Source organism: Actinoplanes aureus (assembly GCF_015704865.1).
GTDB lineage: Bacteria > Actinomycetota > Actinomycetes > Mycobacteriales > Micromonosporaceae > Actinoplanes > Actinoplanes aureus.
The window spans coordinates 38,234-53,633 of the sequence record NZ_JADQTO010000024.1; the positions used below are offsets into that span (position 1 = coordinate 38,234).

Annotated in this window: 14 protein-coding genes; 2 read left to right on the top strand and 12 right to left on the bottom strand. The window is 69.8% G+C overall.

Going from position 1 to position 15,400, the window contains the following annotated elements:
- Window positions 1–192 precede the first annotated feature (192 nt).
- The 5 genes from I4J89_RS36655 to I4J89_RS36675 all read right to left on the bottom strand — a co-directional run bounded on the left by I4J89_RS36655 (window position 193) and on the right by I4J89_RS36675 (window position 6,038).
- Window positions 193–1,800 (bottom strand): beta-N-acetylhexosaminidase, encoded by a 1,608-nt coding sequence (locus I4J89_RS36655; protein WP_196418768.1) that lies wholly within the window; start codon window positions 1,798–1,800, stop codon window positions 193–195.
- Between the two features lie 97 nt (window positions 1,801–1,897).
- On the bottom strand, window positions 1,898–2,722 hold the full coding sequence (locus tag I4J89_RS36660) for a carbohydrate ABC transporter permease (protein ID WP_196418769.1): 825 nt from the start codon (window positions 2,720–2,722) through the stop codon (window positions 1,898–1,900).
- Window positions 2,719–3,690, bottom strand: a complete 972-nt coding sequence (locus tag I4J89_RS36665; protein ID WP_309238623.1) for a carbohydrate ABC transporter permease — start codon at window positions 3,688–3,690, stop codon at window positions 2,719–2,721. The genes I4J89_RS36660 and I4J89_RS36665 overlap by 4 nt, the downstream gene beginning before the upstream one ends.
- A 6-nt stretch (window positions 3,691–3,696) precedes the next feature.
- A complete protein-coding gene (locus I4J89_RS36670; RefSeq protein WP_196418770.1) occupies window positions 3,697–5,025 on the bottom strand; it encodes an extracellular solute-binding protein in 1,329 nt (442 codons plus the stop codon).
- A gap of 110 nt (window positions 5,026–5,135) precedes the next feature.
- A complete protein-coding gene (locus tag I4J89_RS36675; protein WP_196418771.1) occupies window positions 5,136–6,038 on the bottom strand; it encodes a MurR/RpiR family transcriptional regulator in 903 nt (300 codons plus the stop codon).
- Window positions 6,039–6,264: 226 nt separating this feature from the next.
- Between I4J89_RS36675 and I4J89_RS36680 the strand changes: the two genes are divergently transcribed.
- Window positions 6,265–7,104, top strand: a complete 840-nt coding sequence (locus tag I4J89_RS36680) for a helix-turn-helix domain-containing protein (protein WP_309238624.1) — start codon at window positions 6,265–6,267, stop codon at window positions 7,102–7,104.
- A gap of 66 nt (window positions 7,105–7,170) precedes the next feature.
- Window positions 7,171–7,752, top strand: coding sequence for a dihydrofolate reductase family protein (locus I4J89_RS36685; RefSeq protein WP_196418772.1), 582 nt, complete (start codon window positions 7,171–7,173; stop codon window positions 7,750–7,752).
- 1 nt (window position 7,753) lies between these two features.
- Here I4J89_RS36685 and I4J89_RS36690 read toward each other — a convergent pair whose 3' ends face one another.
- The 7 genes from I4J89_RS36690 to I4J89_RS36720 form a co-directional block, all read right to left on the bottom strand.
- Complete coding sequence (locus tag I4J89_RS36690) at window positions 7,754–8,542, bottom strand: GNAT family N-acetyltransferase (RefSeq protein ID WP_196418773.1); 789 nt, start codon at window positions 8,540–8,542, stop codon at window positions 7,754–7,756.
- Between the two features lie 2 nt (window positions 8,543–8,544).
- Window positions 8,545–10,833, bottom strand: coding sequence for a protein translocase subunit SecD (gene secD, locus I4J89_RS36695; protein ID WP_196418774.1), 2,289 nt, complete (start codon window positions 10,831–10,833; stop codon window positions 8,545–8,547).
- 77 nt (window positions 10,834–10,910) lie between these two features.
- Window positions 10,911–11,240 carry a hypothetical protein gene (locus I4J89_RS36700; RefSeq protein WP_196418775.1) on the bottom strand — a complete coding sequence of 110 codons (330 nt, stop codon included), beginning with the start codon at window positions 11,238–11,240 and terminating at the stop codon, window positions 10,911–10,913.
- A 104-nt stretch (window positions 11,241–11,344) separates the two neighbouring features.
- Window positions 11,345–12,337, bottom strand: coding sequence for a transketolase family protein (locus I4J89_RS36705; RefSeq protein ID WP_196418776.1), 993 nt, complete (start codon window positions 12,335–12,337; stop codon window positions 11,345–11,347).
- Window positions 12,330–13,178, bottom strand: a complete 849-nt coding sequence (locus tag I4J89_RS36710) for a transketolase (RefSeq protein ID WP_196418777.1) — start codon at window positions 13,176–13,178, stop codon at window positions 12,330–12,332. The genes I4J89_RS36705 and I4J89_RS36710 overlap by 8 nt, the downstream gene beginning before the upstream one ends.
- A 9-nt stretch (window positions 13,179–13,187) precedes the next feature.
- Complete coding sequence (locus tag I4J89_RS36715; RefSeq protein WP_196418778.1) at window positions 13,188–14,576, bottom strand: MFS transporter; 1,389 nt, start codon at window positions 14,574–14,576, stop codon at window positions 13,188–13,190.
- A 125-nt stretch (window positions 14,577–14,701) separates the two neighbouring features.
- Window positions 14,702–15,349: a GntR family transcriptional regulator gene (locus I4J89_RS36720; protein ID WP_196418779.1), complete on the bottom strand. Its 648-nt coding sequence runs from the start codon at window positions 15,347–15,349 to the stop codon at window positions 14,702–14,704.
- Window positions 15,350–15,400 lie beyond the last annotated feature (51 nt).

Genomic DNA, 15,400 nt, shown 5'->3' on the forward strand with positions numbered 1-15,400 from the left:
GGGCGCCCCCCCGCGGGGGGGGGCCGCGCGGCGGGCGGGGGCGGCGCCCGGCGCCCCCGGCCCGGGCGCCCGCGGCCGCAGCGGGAGCGGAAACGAGGGTGCCGGTGAGCAGGGCGGTGAACGCGCTGGAGGTGCCGACGAGCAGGCCCCGGCGGCCCAGGTTGAGCGGTCGTTGCGACATGAGTGCCCCCTTCAGGAAGTGCGGATGTTCGCGACCAGTCGCGCAATGTGCTCGGCGCGCTGCTCGCGGGTGACGGGCCGCCCGGGTACGCCGGGGCGGCGCTGCCAGGGCCGGGGTCCGTCGGCGTGCCGGTACTCCACACCCAGCGCGTCCAGGCGGTGCAGGTGTGCGGGGAGCCGGCGTTCGAAGTCGCTGAAGTCGCGTTCGGCCGGGCTCCACAGCGCCTCGGCGATCGCGCACAGCCGGGGGAAGGCGAGGTAGTCGACCGTACGGGGCGAGTCGGCGTGCTCGGTCCAGATGTTGGCCTGGCCGCCCAGGATGTGGCGCGCCTCGCCGGGGGTGAGCTGTGGCGGTACGGGATCGAAGGCGTACACGTCCTCGACGCTGAGCGGGATCGCCACCGGGATCGGCTCGTCCGGCGACTCCGATTGGCGGTAGTCCAGGTAGACCTGGTCATCCGGGCAGGCCACCACGTCATGACCGCGCCGGGCGGCGGCGACCGCACCGGTCATGCCCCGCCAGGAGGCGATCGTCGCGCCGGGCGCCAGCTCCCCTTCGAGGATCTCGTCCCAGCCGAACAGCCGGCGCCCGGCGGCGGTCAGGTGGTCGTCGAGGCGGCGCATGAACCAGGCCTGCAGCCCGGCCTCGTCGCTGACGCCGAGTTCCGCCATCCGCTGCCGGGTACGCGGGTCGGCGCGCCACTGGTCCTTGGGGCACTCGTCGCCGCCGACGCCGATCCAGCGCGACGGGAACAGCTGCATCACCTCGTCCAGCACGCCGGTGAAGAAGTCGACCGTGGATTCCTCGACGTTGAGTACGTTCGGGTTGATGCCCCAGCGGGTGAAGACCTCCAGCGGCCGGCCGCTCACCCCGAGCTGTGGGTAGGCGGCCAGGGCGGCCTGCACGTGGCCGGGCGACTCGATCTCGGGTACGACCGTGATGAAGCGCTGGGCGGCGTACGCGACGATCTCGCGTACGTCGTCCTGGGTGTAGAAACCGCCGTGCGGGCGCCCGTCGGAGGGAGCCTCCTGGACAGCGCCGACCTGGCTCTCGTGCCGCCAGGCGCCGACCTCGGTCAGCCGGGGGTAGCGCAGGATCTCGAGGCGCCAGCCCTGGTCGTCGGTCAGGTGCCAGTGCAGTGTGTTGAGCCGGTGCATCGCCATCAGGTCGATGAAACGCAGCACGTCGTGCTTGGGCATGAAGTGGCGTGCGACGTCGAGCATCACGCCGCGCCAGCCGAAGCGCGGGGCGTCGTAGACGCGTACCGCCGGAAGCGCCCACCGCACGCCGGGCACCGGAGCCCGGCGGTACACCTGCGGTGGCAACAGCTGCACCAGCGCCTGGCAGCCGTAGAAGACGCCGGCCGGACCGCCGCCCCTGACGGTCGCGCTCTCCGCGCGGACCTCCAGTTCGAAGGCCTCGGCACCGAGTTCGTCGGCGAGCGTCAGGGTGATGGTGCCGTGCCCGGCCTGCCGTAATGGCAGGCCGGTGGCGGGACGTAACGCCCCCTGGAGCCAGGCGAGGACGTCGCTCAGCTCGTCAGGGGCCGCCAGCGTGGTACCGGAGTCCAGGACCAGTTCGCCGGTGCCGGGGGTCCACGTAAGCGGGCGGGGAATCATTGAACTTTTTTCAACGTGGCCAGGGCCGCGCGGCCCGGCACCGGCCAGCGGCCTTGATCCCTTCGGCCCGTCGTCAGGTTGAAAAAGGTTCATAGAGCTAGCCCTTCACGGCGCCGGCGGACATGCCGGCGACCAGATTGCGCTGGATGGCGAGGAAGAAGACGATGACCGGGACGGCGAAGATGACCGAGGCGGCCATCTGGCTGCCGTAGTCGGTGCCGGTGTGCGGGTTGGTGAACGAGGCCAGCCACACCGGCAGCGTGTAGCGGCTCTCGTCCTGCATGAACGTGTAGGCGATCAGGTAGTCGTTCCATGCCGCGATGAACGAGAAGATGCCGGTGGCGATGACACCCGGCGCGACCAGCGGGAACAGGACACTGATCAGGGTCCGCCAGTTGCCGGCACCGTCGATGTGGGCGGCCTCCTCGATCTCAGCCGGGATCATGACGAAGAAGCCGCGCATCACCCAGATCGAGAACGGCAGCACGGTCGCCACGTAGGCGAGCACCAGGGCCGCGAAGGTGCCCAGCATGTCCAGGCTGTTGAACATCACGAACATCGGGATCAGCAACGCCGTGGCCGGCAGCATCTGCACCGCCAGGATTACCACCATGATCACGCGGCGGCCGCGGAACCGGAACCGGGACAGCGCGGCGGCGGCGAAGATGCCGAGCACGATCGAGACGATCACGGTCGCGGCGACCACGATCACGCTGTTGCCCAGGTTGGTGAGGAACTGCTTCTGCGACAGTGCCGTGCTGAAGTTGCCCAGGGTGGGATGCCGCGGCCAGAACAGCGGCGTGCTGGTGAAGATCTCTGAGCGTGGCTTGAACGCCGTGTTCACCATCCAGTAGACCGGGAAGGCCCAGACCAGGCAGAACGCCGCCGCCAGCGCTTTCGCTTTCCAGCCTCCGCGCGTCATAGGTCTTCTCCCGACTTGAGCAGGTTGCGGATGTAGACCGCGGTCAGGCCGAGCAGGATCAGCGTGGTGACGACCGAGACCGCCGCACCGTGGCCGATGTGGAACCCGACGAAGGCGGTCTTGTAGGTGAAGACGCCGAGCGTGGAGGTGGCGTCGCCGGGCCCGCCACGGGAGATCAGCCAGATCTGGTTGAAGACGTTGTAGTCCCAGATCACCGACAGGATCGTGACCAGCAGCAGGGTCGGCCGCAGATGGTTGAGCGTGACGATGCGGTAGATCGCGTACTCGCTCGCGCCGTCCAGCCGGGCCGCTTCCAGGTATTCCTTCGGCACCTGCGTCTCGGCGGCGTTCAGGGTCAGCGCGATGAACGGAACGGCCTGCCACACGATGAGCAGCCAGATCGCGATGTAGGCGAGCATGGGGTCCTGCGCCCAGTTGAGGCTGGTGGTATCACCGAAGATGCCCAGCCGGGCGAGTGCCCAGTTGGCGACGCCGTACCCGGGCTGGAAGAGCCAGTTCCACACCAGCGACGAGGCCACGTTCGGCATGGCCCAGGCCACGATCAGCACCACCGTGACGGTGTAGCGCCATCCCCGCCCGAGGCGGGTGAGCAGGTGGGAGACGCCCATGCCGATCAGCACGCTGCCGGCCACCATGGCCGCGGTGAAAATTACCGTACGCAGCAGCGAGGTCCAGAAGTCGTTGTCGGAGAGCAGTTCGGTGTACTGCTGGAGGCCGACGTTCGCGTACTCGCCGGTGAACAGCGTCCGCTGGTTGTAGTCGGTGAACGACGTGGCGACGAGGAAGCCGATCGGGGCCAGCGTCACGACGGCGAGTACCAGGCAGGCTGGGCTGAGGAGCACCAGTGGTGCCAGGTCCCGCCGCCGGCGGCGGGACCTGTGCGCAGGGGCGGGGGAAGGGCCCGGCGGTGCGTCGAGCGCACCGCCGAGCACTGTGCTGGTCCGCACGAGAGGTCACCGGCCGCCGGCGAGGGTGGTGTTCAGATGCTCGTCGAAGCCCTTGGCGGCGTCCGCCGGCGACTTGGCGCCGGAGGCGATGTCGGCGAAGACCTGGTTGATGCTCTTGTCACCCTCGATGGCCGACCACTGCGCCGCGGCGGGGGTCGCCTTGGAGATGAGCGCGGCGGTGAAGAAGGCCTTCTGGTGTTCGTCGAGGCTGCTCTGCGCGGCCTCGATGCCCTGGGTGCTGTTCGGGATCCAGCCGTCGACGCCGAAGACGTTCTTGTCCTGCACGGTCGGGCTGGCGGCGATCTTGACCCACTGCAGGGCCAGGTCGTGTGCGTCGCTCTTGGCGGCGATGCCCCAGTCCGAGCCGCCGAGCATCACCGGCTGGTTCTTGCCCGACTGGCCGGGGAACGGGAAGGTGCCCAGGTCAGCGTCGGTGATCTTCGGGTTGGCCTTCTTGATCAGGCCGATCGCTCCGGCGGTCGCCATGATCGCCGAGGTTTTTCCCTGGGCGAACAGCTGGGTCTGGTCCGGGTTGATGGTGTCGATCGTCTGCGACGCCTTGCTGGAGTACGTGTTCTGGAAGGTCTTGAAGTCGTTCAGGCCCTTCTGGCTCTCCGGCGAGGAGAAGGTGCCCTTCCAGGTACCGCCCTCGTTCTTGGCGATGTCGCCGCCGGCGTCCCACATGAACTGGAAGCCCGCGAACCAGTACTGCCCGGGCAGGTAGTAGGCGGAGAAGTCGGGCGCCGGGTTCTTGGCCTTGATCTTGTCGAGGGCGGCGGTGAGGTCGGCGTACGTCTTCGGGGCCTCGGTGACCCCGGCGGCCGCCCAGGTCTTCTTGTTGTAGATGACCGCGCGGGCGCCGGCGAAGCCCGGCGCGGCGTACAGCTTGCCGTCCACGGTGGCGGGCTCCTCCAGGCCGGCCAGCCAGGTGCGGCCCTGCTGCAGATCAGCCTTGTACGGGGTCAGGTCCAGCAGCGCGCCGTTGGCGGCGAAGGCGGGGACCTGGGTGTTGCCGAGGTCGAGCACGTCCGGCGTGCTCGAGGTGGACAGCGCCGTGCTGACCTTGGTGGTGATGCCTTCCCACTGCTGGATCTGCACGTCCACCTTGGCCCCGGTGGCCTGGGTGAACTCGTCGTTGATCGCCTTCATGGTGGCTTCGGTGTAGTCGCCGTCCATCACCCAGACGGTGAGTGTCTTGCCCTCGCCCTTGACGGCCGGGACCCCGGCCGGGGCGCCGTCACCGGAGGTGGAGGAACCGGAGCTGCCGCACGCACCGGCGGTGAGGATCGCGGTGAGACCCACGGCGACTGCCGCGGTGAAACGATGGTTGCGCATGTGAACTCCCCAAAATAACCGAAAAAGTGTAAAAAATTAGGTTGTACGGGCGCAGAGCAGCGCCCCACCGGGCCTGCCCGGCAGTCGAGGGGTATTCAGTTAGGTGTGCTCTACTTCCGTCCCCGCTTGCGGGTCGGGATCTTCTCGGGCAGCCGGTGGGCGTCGACGGCACGCACGGTGAGTTCGAGCGCCTCCGCCGTACGCTCGTAGGTGCGCTGCGCCACCGCGACGTAGATCAGGTCGAGGACGAGCAGTTGCGAGTGCAGGGCCGCCAGCGCGGCCAGCCGGAACGTCGTCTCCTGCACCGCGGTGGTGAAAACGACGTCGGCCACCTCCGCCAGCGGGGAGCGGCTGTGACTGGTGACGGCCACGGTCAGCGCACCGTGGTCCGCCGCCTCGGCGAGGGTCTCGATGACCTCCCGCGTACGCCCGGAGTGCGACAGGCCGATCGCGACGTCCCCGGGCAGCAGCAGGGCGGCGTTGGTGAGCGCGGTGTGCGAGTCGGTGCGGTGCCAGACCGGTACCCTGATGCGCTCGAGACGGAACGCCATCTCGCGGGCCGAGGTGCCGCTGCTGCCCAGGCCGAAGATCTCGACCCGGTTGGCTTCCGCGATCGCGGCGGCGACACGCTCGACGGCGGCGGTGTCGAGGCCTGCGGCGGTGTCCTGGATGGCCCGCGTGTCGGCGGCCGTCACCACGCTGAGCACGTGGGTGAGCGGGTCCTCCGGGGCGATGTCGCTGCTGATGTCGGTGTCCCAGCGGGCCTGCGCGGCCCGCCCGGTCTCGGTCGCGATGGCGACGCGCAGATTGGCGTAACCTCGGAAACCGAGCGTACGGCTGAACCGGGTCACGGTCGCCGTCGAGGTCCCGGAGCGATCGGCCAGGTCCACGATGCTCGCGTGGGCCGCGGTCTCCGGGTCTTCCAGGATCGTCGCAGCGATCTTTGCCAGAGCCTCCGGCATGCCGGGGCCCTCGACCCGGAGCTTGCCGAGCAGCCCGCCGCTGTCACCCATGCGGTCATCCTTTTCATCTGTCACCGTTGTCGGTGAAAATTACTACCGTCTCGAACCTCCGGTCAACGGGTCATCTCCATCGTTCGATCCGGGCCGCGGTGCCGGCGGCCCGCGAGGGTGGGCACCCAGGCCGCGGATGCCGGATTTCTACCAGGCGAGATATCCCACGCAGGCGCGCGATGCCGGCGGGGTTGATCGCGAACACGGTGGTGGCGATGCTGTGGGCGTGGAGTACGTGTCCAGAGTGCCGCGACCGCCGCTGGACGGGCTGATCGACGACCTCTACTACCTGGAGGGTGCGCCGCCGTACGCCCGGCTGACGCTGCCGCCCGCGCCGTCGGCGCTGCTCATCCTCAACCTCGCGGCGCCGTTCCGCATCCGCGGCGGCACCGACATCGAGACGGCCGAGTACGCCGACGGCTGCGTGATCACCATTCCCACCCGCGCGTGGGAGTTCGGCTACCCACTCCGGACCCGGTCCGTCGGCGTGCACTTCAAGCCGTGGGGGCTGGCGCCGTTCCTGCCGATGCCCGCGGCCGAGCTGTGTGACCGGCCGGTGACGGTAGAGCAGGTTTGGGGTCGGCCCGCCGTTGCCGAGCTGCGAGACCGGCTGGCCACGGCGCCCGGACCGCACGAGATGCTGACGCTGCTCGAGGAGGAGCTGATGCGACGGCTGCGCGAGACCGCCGGACTGGGGCTGGTCCGCCACACGAGCAGCGTCATCGCGGCGACCAGCGGGGCGGTGGCGATCGGCGGCCTGAGCGTGGCAGCCGGTGTCAGCAGCACCCATCTGGCACAGCGGTTCAAGGAGCTCATCGGCGTCACGCCGAAGCGGCTGGCCCGCGGCTACCGCTTCACCGCCACCGTGTTCGCGATCAACCCCGCTGAACCGATCGATTGGGGCGAGCTCGCCGGCGGCGCCGGCTATTTCGACCAGGCCCACTTCGGCCACGAGTTCCGGGAGTTCACTGGGCTCACGCCGACCCGGTACGTCGAAGTCCGGCGGCGGTTCCTGCGCGAACATCCCGGCCACGCGCTGGACGGCTGGCCGCTGCCGGCCGATTGATTTCTTACAAGACCGACAGCTCACGACACGCTAATTTGAGGGGCACCTAGAGCAGAGGAGAGCCCCGTGGGCAAGGTGGTCATGTACAGCTCGGTGTCGGTGGACGGCTTCATCGCGGACGAGAATGACCAGCCCGGACCGCTGTTCGACTGGTTGTCCAGCGGTGACGTCCCGTTGGACGAAAGCGGTATGGTGAAGGTGTCGCAGACCTCCTACGACTACACCCGGCCGTACTGGGATCAGATCGGGGTGACAATCGCCGGCCGCCACGTCTTCGACATGACGGACGGCTGGGACGGGAAGCCTCCGAGCGGGATCGACCACGTCGTCGTCGTGACCCACCGGGGCAGGCCCGAGGGCTGGGACCCCGAGGCGCCGTTTCACTTCGTCGACGGCGTCGAGGCAGCCGTGGCCAAGGCGCAGGAGCTCGCGGGCGACCGCATAGTCGAGGTCGCCGCCGGCGACGTCGGTGGCCAGGCGCTTGCCGCGGGCCTGGTCGACGAGGTGCGCATGGACGTCGTACCCGTCGTGTTCGGGTCCGGCAAGCGCTACTTCGGGTCGGTCCACGCGCAGCACCTGCTGGAGGATCCTGACGTGGTGATCCAGGGCGACCGGGTGCTTCACCTGCGCTATCGGGTGCGCCGTTGAGCTAATTCGGCGGCATCCACTGATAGTGCGTCGAGGTGGTGATCTCATGGAAGCCGCACCGGCGCAGGATGGGCGCGCTGGCCGGGGACGCGTCGACGTGCAGCAGCCGGAAGCCGCGGGCGACGGCCTCCCGGGCCCGGGCGGCGATCATGGCGCGGTAGAGCCCTCTCCCCCGCCAGTCCGGCAGCGTCGCACCGCCGAGCAGCGCGACGAAGTCGGTGCCGGGGCAGTAATCCACCAAGGCGGTGCAGACGAGCCGGTTACCGGCTTCGGCGACCAGAATGGTGATCTGGTCGGGATCAGCCGACACCCGGGCGGCGAGGTCGGCCGCCACCCAGGAACAGTCGAGCCCCAGCACTTCGGTCTGCTGGTCCGCGAAGCGGCGCAGGTCCTCAGTGTCACTGACCCGCCGCAGCACGACGCCGTCGGGCAGGACCGGTTCGGCGGCCACCTCTTCGGCGAAGCCGAGCAGCACCGTCGCCGGCTCCTGAGGTACGAACCCGGCCGCGACCAGTCGCTCAGGAAGATCCGCTGGCAGGTCGTGAGCCCGAAGCTTCCACTCGACGCCCTGGCCACGGGCCTGGAAGTAATCCCGCTGGCGCATGATCAGGCGGTCGAGATCAGCGCCGGTTACGCCGACGTCACGCGGCGCCCGGATCCGACCCACATGCCCACCGACGATCCGCAGGACCGGACCGTCGTACTCGTAGATCATGCCGGACGGGACGGCGCCTGTCGGCAAGCGCATCTGCGCGTCGTAAGCGGCCAGCAGAGCGGCGGTATCAACCATGGTCACACGGTGCCAGACCCGGACGAGGCCACGCGGGCAGGTTCCGGTTGGCCGGGCCTGGCGTCCAGGCCGCCAGGGCGGCGCTCGAACACCACCGCCAGCGGCGCGGCCAGAAACACCGTGGAGTACGTGCCGACGACGATGCCGATGAGTAGCACCAGCGCGAAGTCGACGAGGGAATCCTCCCCGAGCACGGCGAGCGCGGTGAGAATGAAGACCGCGCCCAAACCGGTGTTGACGGTGCGCGGCACGGTCTGCAGGCTGCCGGTGTTGACCAGCCGCGCGAATGGGACACCACGTCTGTTCTTCGCCCGTACCAGCTCCCGGATCCGGTCGAAGTTCACCACCGAGTCGTTGACCGAGTAGCCGATCACGGTCAGCAGGGCGGCCAGGAAGATCCCGTCGATGGGCCGGCCCAGCCAGGCGAACACGCCGACTACCAGCAGGACGTCATGGAACATGGCCAGCACGGCCGCGGTTCCCCACTGCCAGCGGAACCGTATCGCCAGGTAGGCCAGCTGGGCGGCCAGCGCCACGGCGAGTGCGATCAGGGCGTTGCGGCGCAACTCCTCGCCGAGGGTCGGGCCGATCTTCTCGTCCCGCAGCCGCTCGATCTCGCCGCCGCCCGCTTGGACCAGCGCGGACCGTACCTCGGCCTCGGTCGCGTCGCCGAACTCCCCGGCCCGGACGCTGATGTTGCCGTCGCCGGACGTGTTGACAACGGCACGTTCCAGACCCGTCGACTCGACCGCGTCCCGGGCGGCGTCGGCGGACAGCGGGGCGGTGGCGGCGTACTCGACGAGCCGGCCGCCGGTGAACTCCACGCCCAGGTTCAGCCCCCGCACGGCGACACCGGCCAGCGCCAGCACGACCGCTGCGACCGAGATGGCCAGCCATAGCCGCCGGCGGCCCATGATGTCCGGGTTCCGGGTTTCCAGCCTGCGCCGGACCCAACCGATGCCGCCCAGACCGCTCCAGTTCGGGCGGTGTTCCAGCCAGCGGGCGTTGACCAGAGGAGTGGCCAGCGCTCTAGTCAGCACCAGCGCGGTGAACATCGACACCAGCACACCGATCGACAGGGTGACGCCGAAGCCGCGTACCGGGCCGGAGGCGAGGAGGAACAGCAGCCCGCCGGCGAGCAGTGTGGTGACGTTGGAGTCGGCGATCGCCGACCAGGCGTTGGCGAAACCGGCCCGCATGGCGGTGCGCAGGCTCCGCCGAGGGCCGCCGGCGGCGTACTCCTCGCGGGCTCGTTCGAAGACCAGCACGTTCGCGTCAAGCGCCATGCCGATCGCAAGGACGAATCCGGCCAGGCCGGGCAGAGTGAGGGTGGCGCCGATGGCAAGCAACGCGGCGTACGAGATGACGCCGTAACAGAGCAGCGCGACAGCGGCCACCCCGCCGACGAACCGGTACACGGCGACGATGAACAGCATCGTGGCGATCATCCCGAGGACGGCGGCCGTCGCCGACGCGTCGATCGCCGACTCACCCAGGCTCGGGCCGACCGTACGCTGCTCGATGACCTCGACCGGGACCGGCAGCCCGCCGGCGCGGACGAGCAAGGCCAAGTCCTTAGCTTCCGCCTCGGTGAACTCGCCGGTGATCTGGGTGCGGCCGCCGGCGATCCCGGCGCCGCAGGCGACATCCTCATTGACCTGCGGTGACGAGATCACCTCCTGGTCCAGGACGATCGCCACCCGCCGGGACGGGTCACCGGGTGAGGCGCAGGCGGCGTCGGCGGTGAGCTTCCGCCAGGACTCGCCGCCGGAGTCGCGGAAGTCGAGGCTGACCTGCCAGCCGGTGAACTCACCGATCCCCGCGGTGGCGCTGTCGACCTGCTGACCGGTGAGCGCGGCAGGTCCCAGCCGCAGCCTTTCGCCGCTCTCCGACGGCAGCACGATCTCTCCGCCGGGTCTCGGCTCGGCGGCCGCCGGGTCGACACCGAGGACCGGGTGGAACGTCAGCTGGGCGGTACGACCGATGACGCGTACCGCCTCGGCCGGTTCGGTGATGCCGGGCAGTTCGACGATGATGCGGCGCTCGCCGGAGCGGGCCAGCGTCGGCTCGGATACCCCGAGCTCGTCGACGCGGCGGCGCAGCACCTCGAGCGCCTCGTCAGTGGTGGCGGCTGTCGCCTCGGCGAACTCACCGTCACGGGTTTCAAGGACTATCTGGGTTCCGCCGCGCAGGTCAAGCCCGAGCCGGGGCGGGCGGGTGGCCAGCAGCCACCCGGACACCGCCAACACGACCAGAGCGAGAACCACGCGCACGGCAGTAGCGCGCGACATGGGGAATGCTCCTCAACACGGATGAAGCCCGCGAGCGCCGGCGGCGCCACCGCGGGGTGGGGAAGAAAGGGCCTCGACTACGCCGACAGGCGTGGCGGGGCCCGCCCCCTCACCGTGTGCAGATGCAGCGATGGCGTCGCCGAGGAACCCATCCCCGCGGCGGCCCGCCACCGAACGCGTCGCCCGGCGCCGAACAGCAGCGCCACGATCGCGGCCACGAACAAGAACAGCGCCGCTTGCGAGGGCTTGCCGGCCAGCCGGGCGTCCGGCACCACCGGCACGACCGACTGCGGCGCCAAGGTGGACACCACCAGGCGGGGCAGCTCGCCGGCCTTGATCGTCTCACTGCGGCCGACGCCGAGCAGCGCGCCCCAGCAGAACCCAAGCATCAGTACGAGCGGCAGCACGACAGCACGGCACGCCCGCCGTACTCGCTGCTCACCCCACACGCTGGACCTCCTCGTCCCGAAGGCGAGCCTACTCGGCCGGGGCAATTCCGGCCCGCACTGTCCTACCTGGCGGGGTCGCCGTGCATTGCGGTGCGGACCCTGTCGACGACGGCATCGGTGGACAGCCCGTACCGCTCGTGCAGGGTGGGCAGCGCTCCGGCGGCGAGGAACTCGTCGGGCAGGGCGACGGGCACGATGTTCCGGGCCTTCCCGGCGAAGGCGAGGGTGGCGGCAACTGATTCGCCGAGGCCGCCGCGGATGGTGTGGTTCTCGCACGTGACGACGAGCCGGTCGGTGTCGGCGGCGCGCAGGATCGCCGTGGTGTCCAGCGGTTTGATGGTCGGCACGTGCAGCACGGCCACGTCGATGTGGTCGGTCGCGAGGCGGTCAGCGGCGGCCAGGGCCCGCATCGTCATCAAGCCGGTCGAGATCAGTACGACGTCGCGGCCGGTGCGCAGTTCGGCGGCCTTGCCGAGCTGGAAGCGGTAGTCGTACTGGTCGAGGACGGTGGGCACGTTGCCGCGCAACAGGCGCAGGTAGGTGGGGCCGGGGTGGGCGGCGAGTGCGGGCACGCATTGTTCGATGTCGACGGAGTCGCACGGGTCGACGATGGTCAGGTTCGGCATGCCGCGCAGGATCGCCAGATCCTCGGTGGCCTGGTGGCTGGGGCCGTACCCGGTGGTCAGCCCGGGCAGGGCGCCGACCACGTTGACGTTGAGGTTCGGCTCGGCGATGTCCAGGCACAGGAAGTCGTAGGCGCGCCGGGTGGCGAACACCGAGTAGGTGGAGGCGAACGGCACCAGCCCGACCTCGGCCATCCCGGCGGCCGCGCCGAGCAGCACCTGCTCGGCCATGCCCATCTGGAAGAACCGCTGCGGGTGGGCGTCGCGGAACACGTGCATGTCGGTGTACTTGGCCAGGTCGGCGGAGAGTCCGACGATGTCGGGGCGCTGATCGGCGAGCCGGGCGAGCGCGTGCCCGAACGGCGCGCTAGTGGTCTTCTGCCCCGGGTCGGCGAACGACGCGATCATGGCCGAGGTGGTCGGTTTAGGCATGGTGGTAGCCCTCCGAGAGCTGGTCGCGGGCGATCTGCCATTCGTCCGGATCGACGCGCATGAAGTGCGCCTTCTCGCGGTCCTCCAGCAGCGGCACGCCGCAGCCGATCCGGGTGTCGCAAATCAGCACAGCGGGAGAGCCGCGGTGCGTACGCATGTCGTCGAATGCGGCCAGGAGCGCGGCGGGATCGTTGCCGTCCACCCGGGTCGCGTGCCAGCCGAAGGCCCGCCACTTGTCGGTGACCGGCTCGGTGCGCAGCACCCCGGCGGTCGGTCCGTCGGCCTGCAGCGCGTTGACGTCGACGATCGCGGTCACGTTGTCCAGACCGTGGTGGGCGCAGGCCAGCGCGGCTTCCCAGGTGGATCCTTCGTCGAGTTCGCCATCGGAGAGCAGGTTGTAGACCCGGGCCGGGTTGCCCTGATGGCGCAGACCGAGGGCCATCCCGGTGGCGACGGTGAGGCCGTGGCCCAGCGAGCCACCGGAGATCTCCATGCCGGGCGTGTACGACGCCATCCCGGACATCGGCAGGCGGCTGCCGTCCGACCCGTACGTCTCCAGCTCCTCGACCGGGATGAACCCGGCCTCGGCGAGCGCGGCGTAGAGGGCGATCGCGTAGTGACCGATGGACAGCAGGAACCGGTCGCGGCCCGGCCAGTGCGGGTCGTCGGGCCGGTGGTGCAGCTGGTCGGTGTAGGCGACGGCGAGGATGTCGGCGACGCCGAGGGCCTGGCCGATGTAGCCCTGGCCCTGCACCTCGCCCATGTCCAGGGCGTGGCGCCGGATCCGGTACGCGGCCGCGCGTACCCGATCGAGCCGGTCGGTGGTGATCGCGGTGGTCACGGTGTCTCCTCAGACGGAGGTGTCGGCGCGCCGGGCCCAGGAGGCGCGTTGCGGCAGGTGCGGGTTTCGGGCGACCTGTTCGGCGAGCCGGTCGACCTCGGCGCGTTGCGCGGGTCCCCAGGTCTCGCTGGTCAGCAGAGCGGCGACCAGGCCGAGCACGCCGTACCCGATGAACAGCACCGCGGGGCCGGCCCAGCCGAAGCGGTCCAGCAGGGCGGTGGCCAGCAGCGGGGTGAAGCCGGAGACGACCGCGGACATCTGGTACGCCAGGGAGGCGCCGCTGGTGCGGGTCTTGGCGTTGAACAGTTCGGAGAACCAGGCGCCCTGCACACCGGCGAGCGAGTTCTGGCAGACGGCGTAGCTGATGATGAACGCGATGATGATCAGCGCGGTCGATCCGGTGTTGATGCCGAGGAACAGGGGCACTCCCCAGGCCACCGTGACGGCGCAGCCGAACAGATAGACCGGTCGCCGGCCGACCCGGTCGGTCAGGTTTCCCCAGGCGATGGTGGCGGCGATGCCCACCCCGGCCGCGATCAGCAGGGCGGTCAGCGTGACCGGGCGGTCGGCGAGGTCGTTCAGGCTGATGTAGGAGAGCATGAACGTCACCGACACGGCGTAGCCGGCGGTCTCGGTGATGCGCAGGCAGAAGGCGCGCAGGACGTTGCGCCAGTCGTCGCGCAGTACCTCCAGCAGCGGGTTCTTCGAGACCGCGCCCTCGTCCTTGAGCTCCTCGAACTCGGGCGACTCGTCGATCTTCAGCCGGATCATGATGCCGACGACGATGAGTACGGCGCTGAGCAGGAACGGCACCCGCCAGGCCCATTGCGGCCCGAGCGGCACGCTGGCCAGGAAGGCGAGGTTGGCCAGCAGCAGACCGACGGGGAAGCCGGCCTGGGTGATGCCGGTGTAGAGGCCGCGTTTGCGCCAGGGGGCGTGCTCGAAGGTCATCAGGATCGCGCCGCCCCATTCGGCGCCGAACGCGAGGCCCTGGACGACGCGGACCGCGACGAGCAGGACGGCCGCCCAGATGCCGACCATCTGGTAGGTGGGGAGCAGGCCGATGAGGACGGTGGCGATGCCCATCAGCAGCAGGGAGCCGACGAGGACGGGCTTGCGGCCGATGCGGTCGCCGAGGTGGCCGCCGATGATGCCGCCCAGGGGCCGGACGGCGAAGCCGATGCCGAGCGTCGCGAACGACAGCAGGGTGGCGGAGAGCGGGTCGGATTCGGGGAAGAAGACGTCGCCGAAGTACAGCGCGGCCGCGGTGCCGAAGCCGATGAAGTCGTAGGTCTCGATGGTCGCGCCGACTCCGCAGCCGATGGCGACCCGCTTCTTCTCGGGGGTGCCGTCGATGGGGTGCCACTGCGCGACGGTCTGGTTCGGGGGATTCGTCATGAGGACCCCTCACGCCGTGCCGACCGTTGACTGTTAACAGTCGGCTGTTGGGAGTCGATGCTGAGTCGAGGGCGCCGGCGTTGTCAACCCCGCGTTACGAAGAAATGCGGAAGATGTAAATCGATCTATGCGGCCAGGCGTTCGGCGGCCCGCTCCATGTGCTGCTGGAGCACGTCGACGGCGGTACCGGCGTCTCCGGCCTCGATGGCGTCCACGATCGGCGCGTGGTAGCCGCCGGACATCAGCGTGGTTTGCTCCTCGCCCCGCGCCATGACCGTGGTCCGGATGCGGCCGGCGAGCTGCTGCCAGGAGGTGGTCAGCATCGAGTTGCCGGACAACTCGCAGAGAAGCAGGTGGAACGCCATGTCGGCGTCGACGTGGGCGATGAAGTCGCGATGCCGTTCGTCGAGGCGCGCGACGGCGTGGCGCAGCGCGGTCACCGCGGTGTCCCGCTGGGGTGAGGCGATGATCAGGCGGACAGCGAGCCCTTCCAGAGCCGCCCGGACCTGGAACAGCTCACGGATCTCGGTGGAGGTGTAGGCGCGCACCCGCAGCATGCCACGGGCGCTGGGCGTCACGAGGCCTTCCTGCTGCAGGTGGCGCAGCGCCTCGCGGACGGTGCCCCGGCTGACGCCGAGCCGCCCGGCCAGCTCCACTTCGCCGAGATGATCGCCCGGCCGGTACTGCCCCGATGTCACGGCATATCGCAGCGCGTCCAGGGCCCGCTCGCGCAGAGTGCTGCGATCCAGGCTGGTCAGCGGCTCGGTGGCCATGCGTACTCCGTTCGTCGAGGACGTACCGCGATCGTAGAGGTGGAGTCAGCG

Bases quoted from the DNA above. Each gene is read 5' to 3' on its own strand.
- I4J89_RS36715 (WP_196418778.1), bottom strand. From the start codon at position 14,576: ATGACGAATCCCCCGAACCAGACCGTCGCGCAGTGGCACCCCATCGAC.
- I4J89_RS36690 (WP_196418773.1), bottom strand. From the start codon at position 8,542: ATGGTTGATACCGCCGCTCTGCTGGCCGCTTACGACGCGCAGATGCGC.
- secD (WP_196418774.1), bottom strand. From the start codon at position 10,833: ATGTCGCGCGCTACTGCCGTGCGCGTGGTTCTCGCTCTGGTCGTGTTG.
- I4J89_RS36655 (WP_196418768.1), bottom strand. From the start codon at position 1,800: ATGATTCCCCGCCCGCTTACGTGGACCCCCGGCACCGGCGAACTGGTC.
- I4J89_RS36675 (WP_196418771.1), bottom strand. From the start codon at position 6,038: ATGGGTGACAGCGGCGGGCTGCTCGGCAAGCTCCGGGTCGAGGGCCCC.
- I4J89_RS36660 (WP_196418769.1), bottom strand. From the start codon at position 2,722: ATGACGCGCGGAGGCTGGAAAGCGAAAGCGCTGGCGGCGGCGTTCTGC.
- I4J89_RS36705 (WP_196418776.1), bottom strand. From the start codon at position 12,337: ATGCCTAAACCGACCACCTCGGCCATGATCGCGTCGTTCGCCGACCCG.
- I4J89_RS36720 (WP_196418779.1), bottom strand. From the start codon at position 15,349: ATGGCCACCGAGCCGCTGACCAGCCTGGATCGCAGCACTCTGCGCGAG.
- I4J89_RS36670 (WP_196418770.1), bottom strand. From the start codon at position 5,025: ATGCGCAACCATCGTTTCACCGCGGCAGTCGCCGTGGGTCTCACCGCG.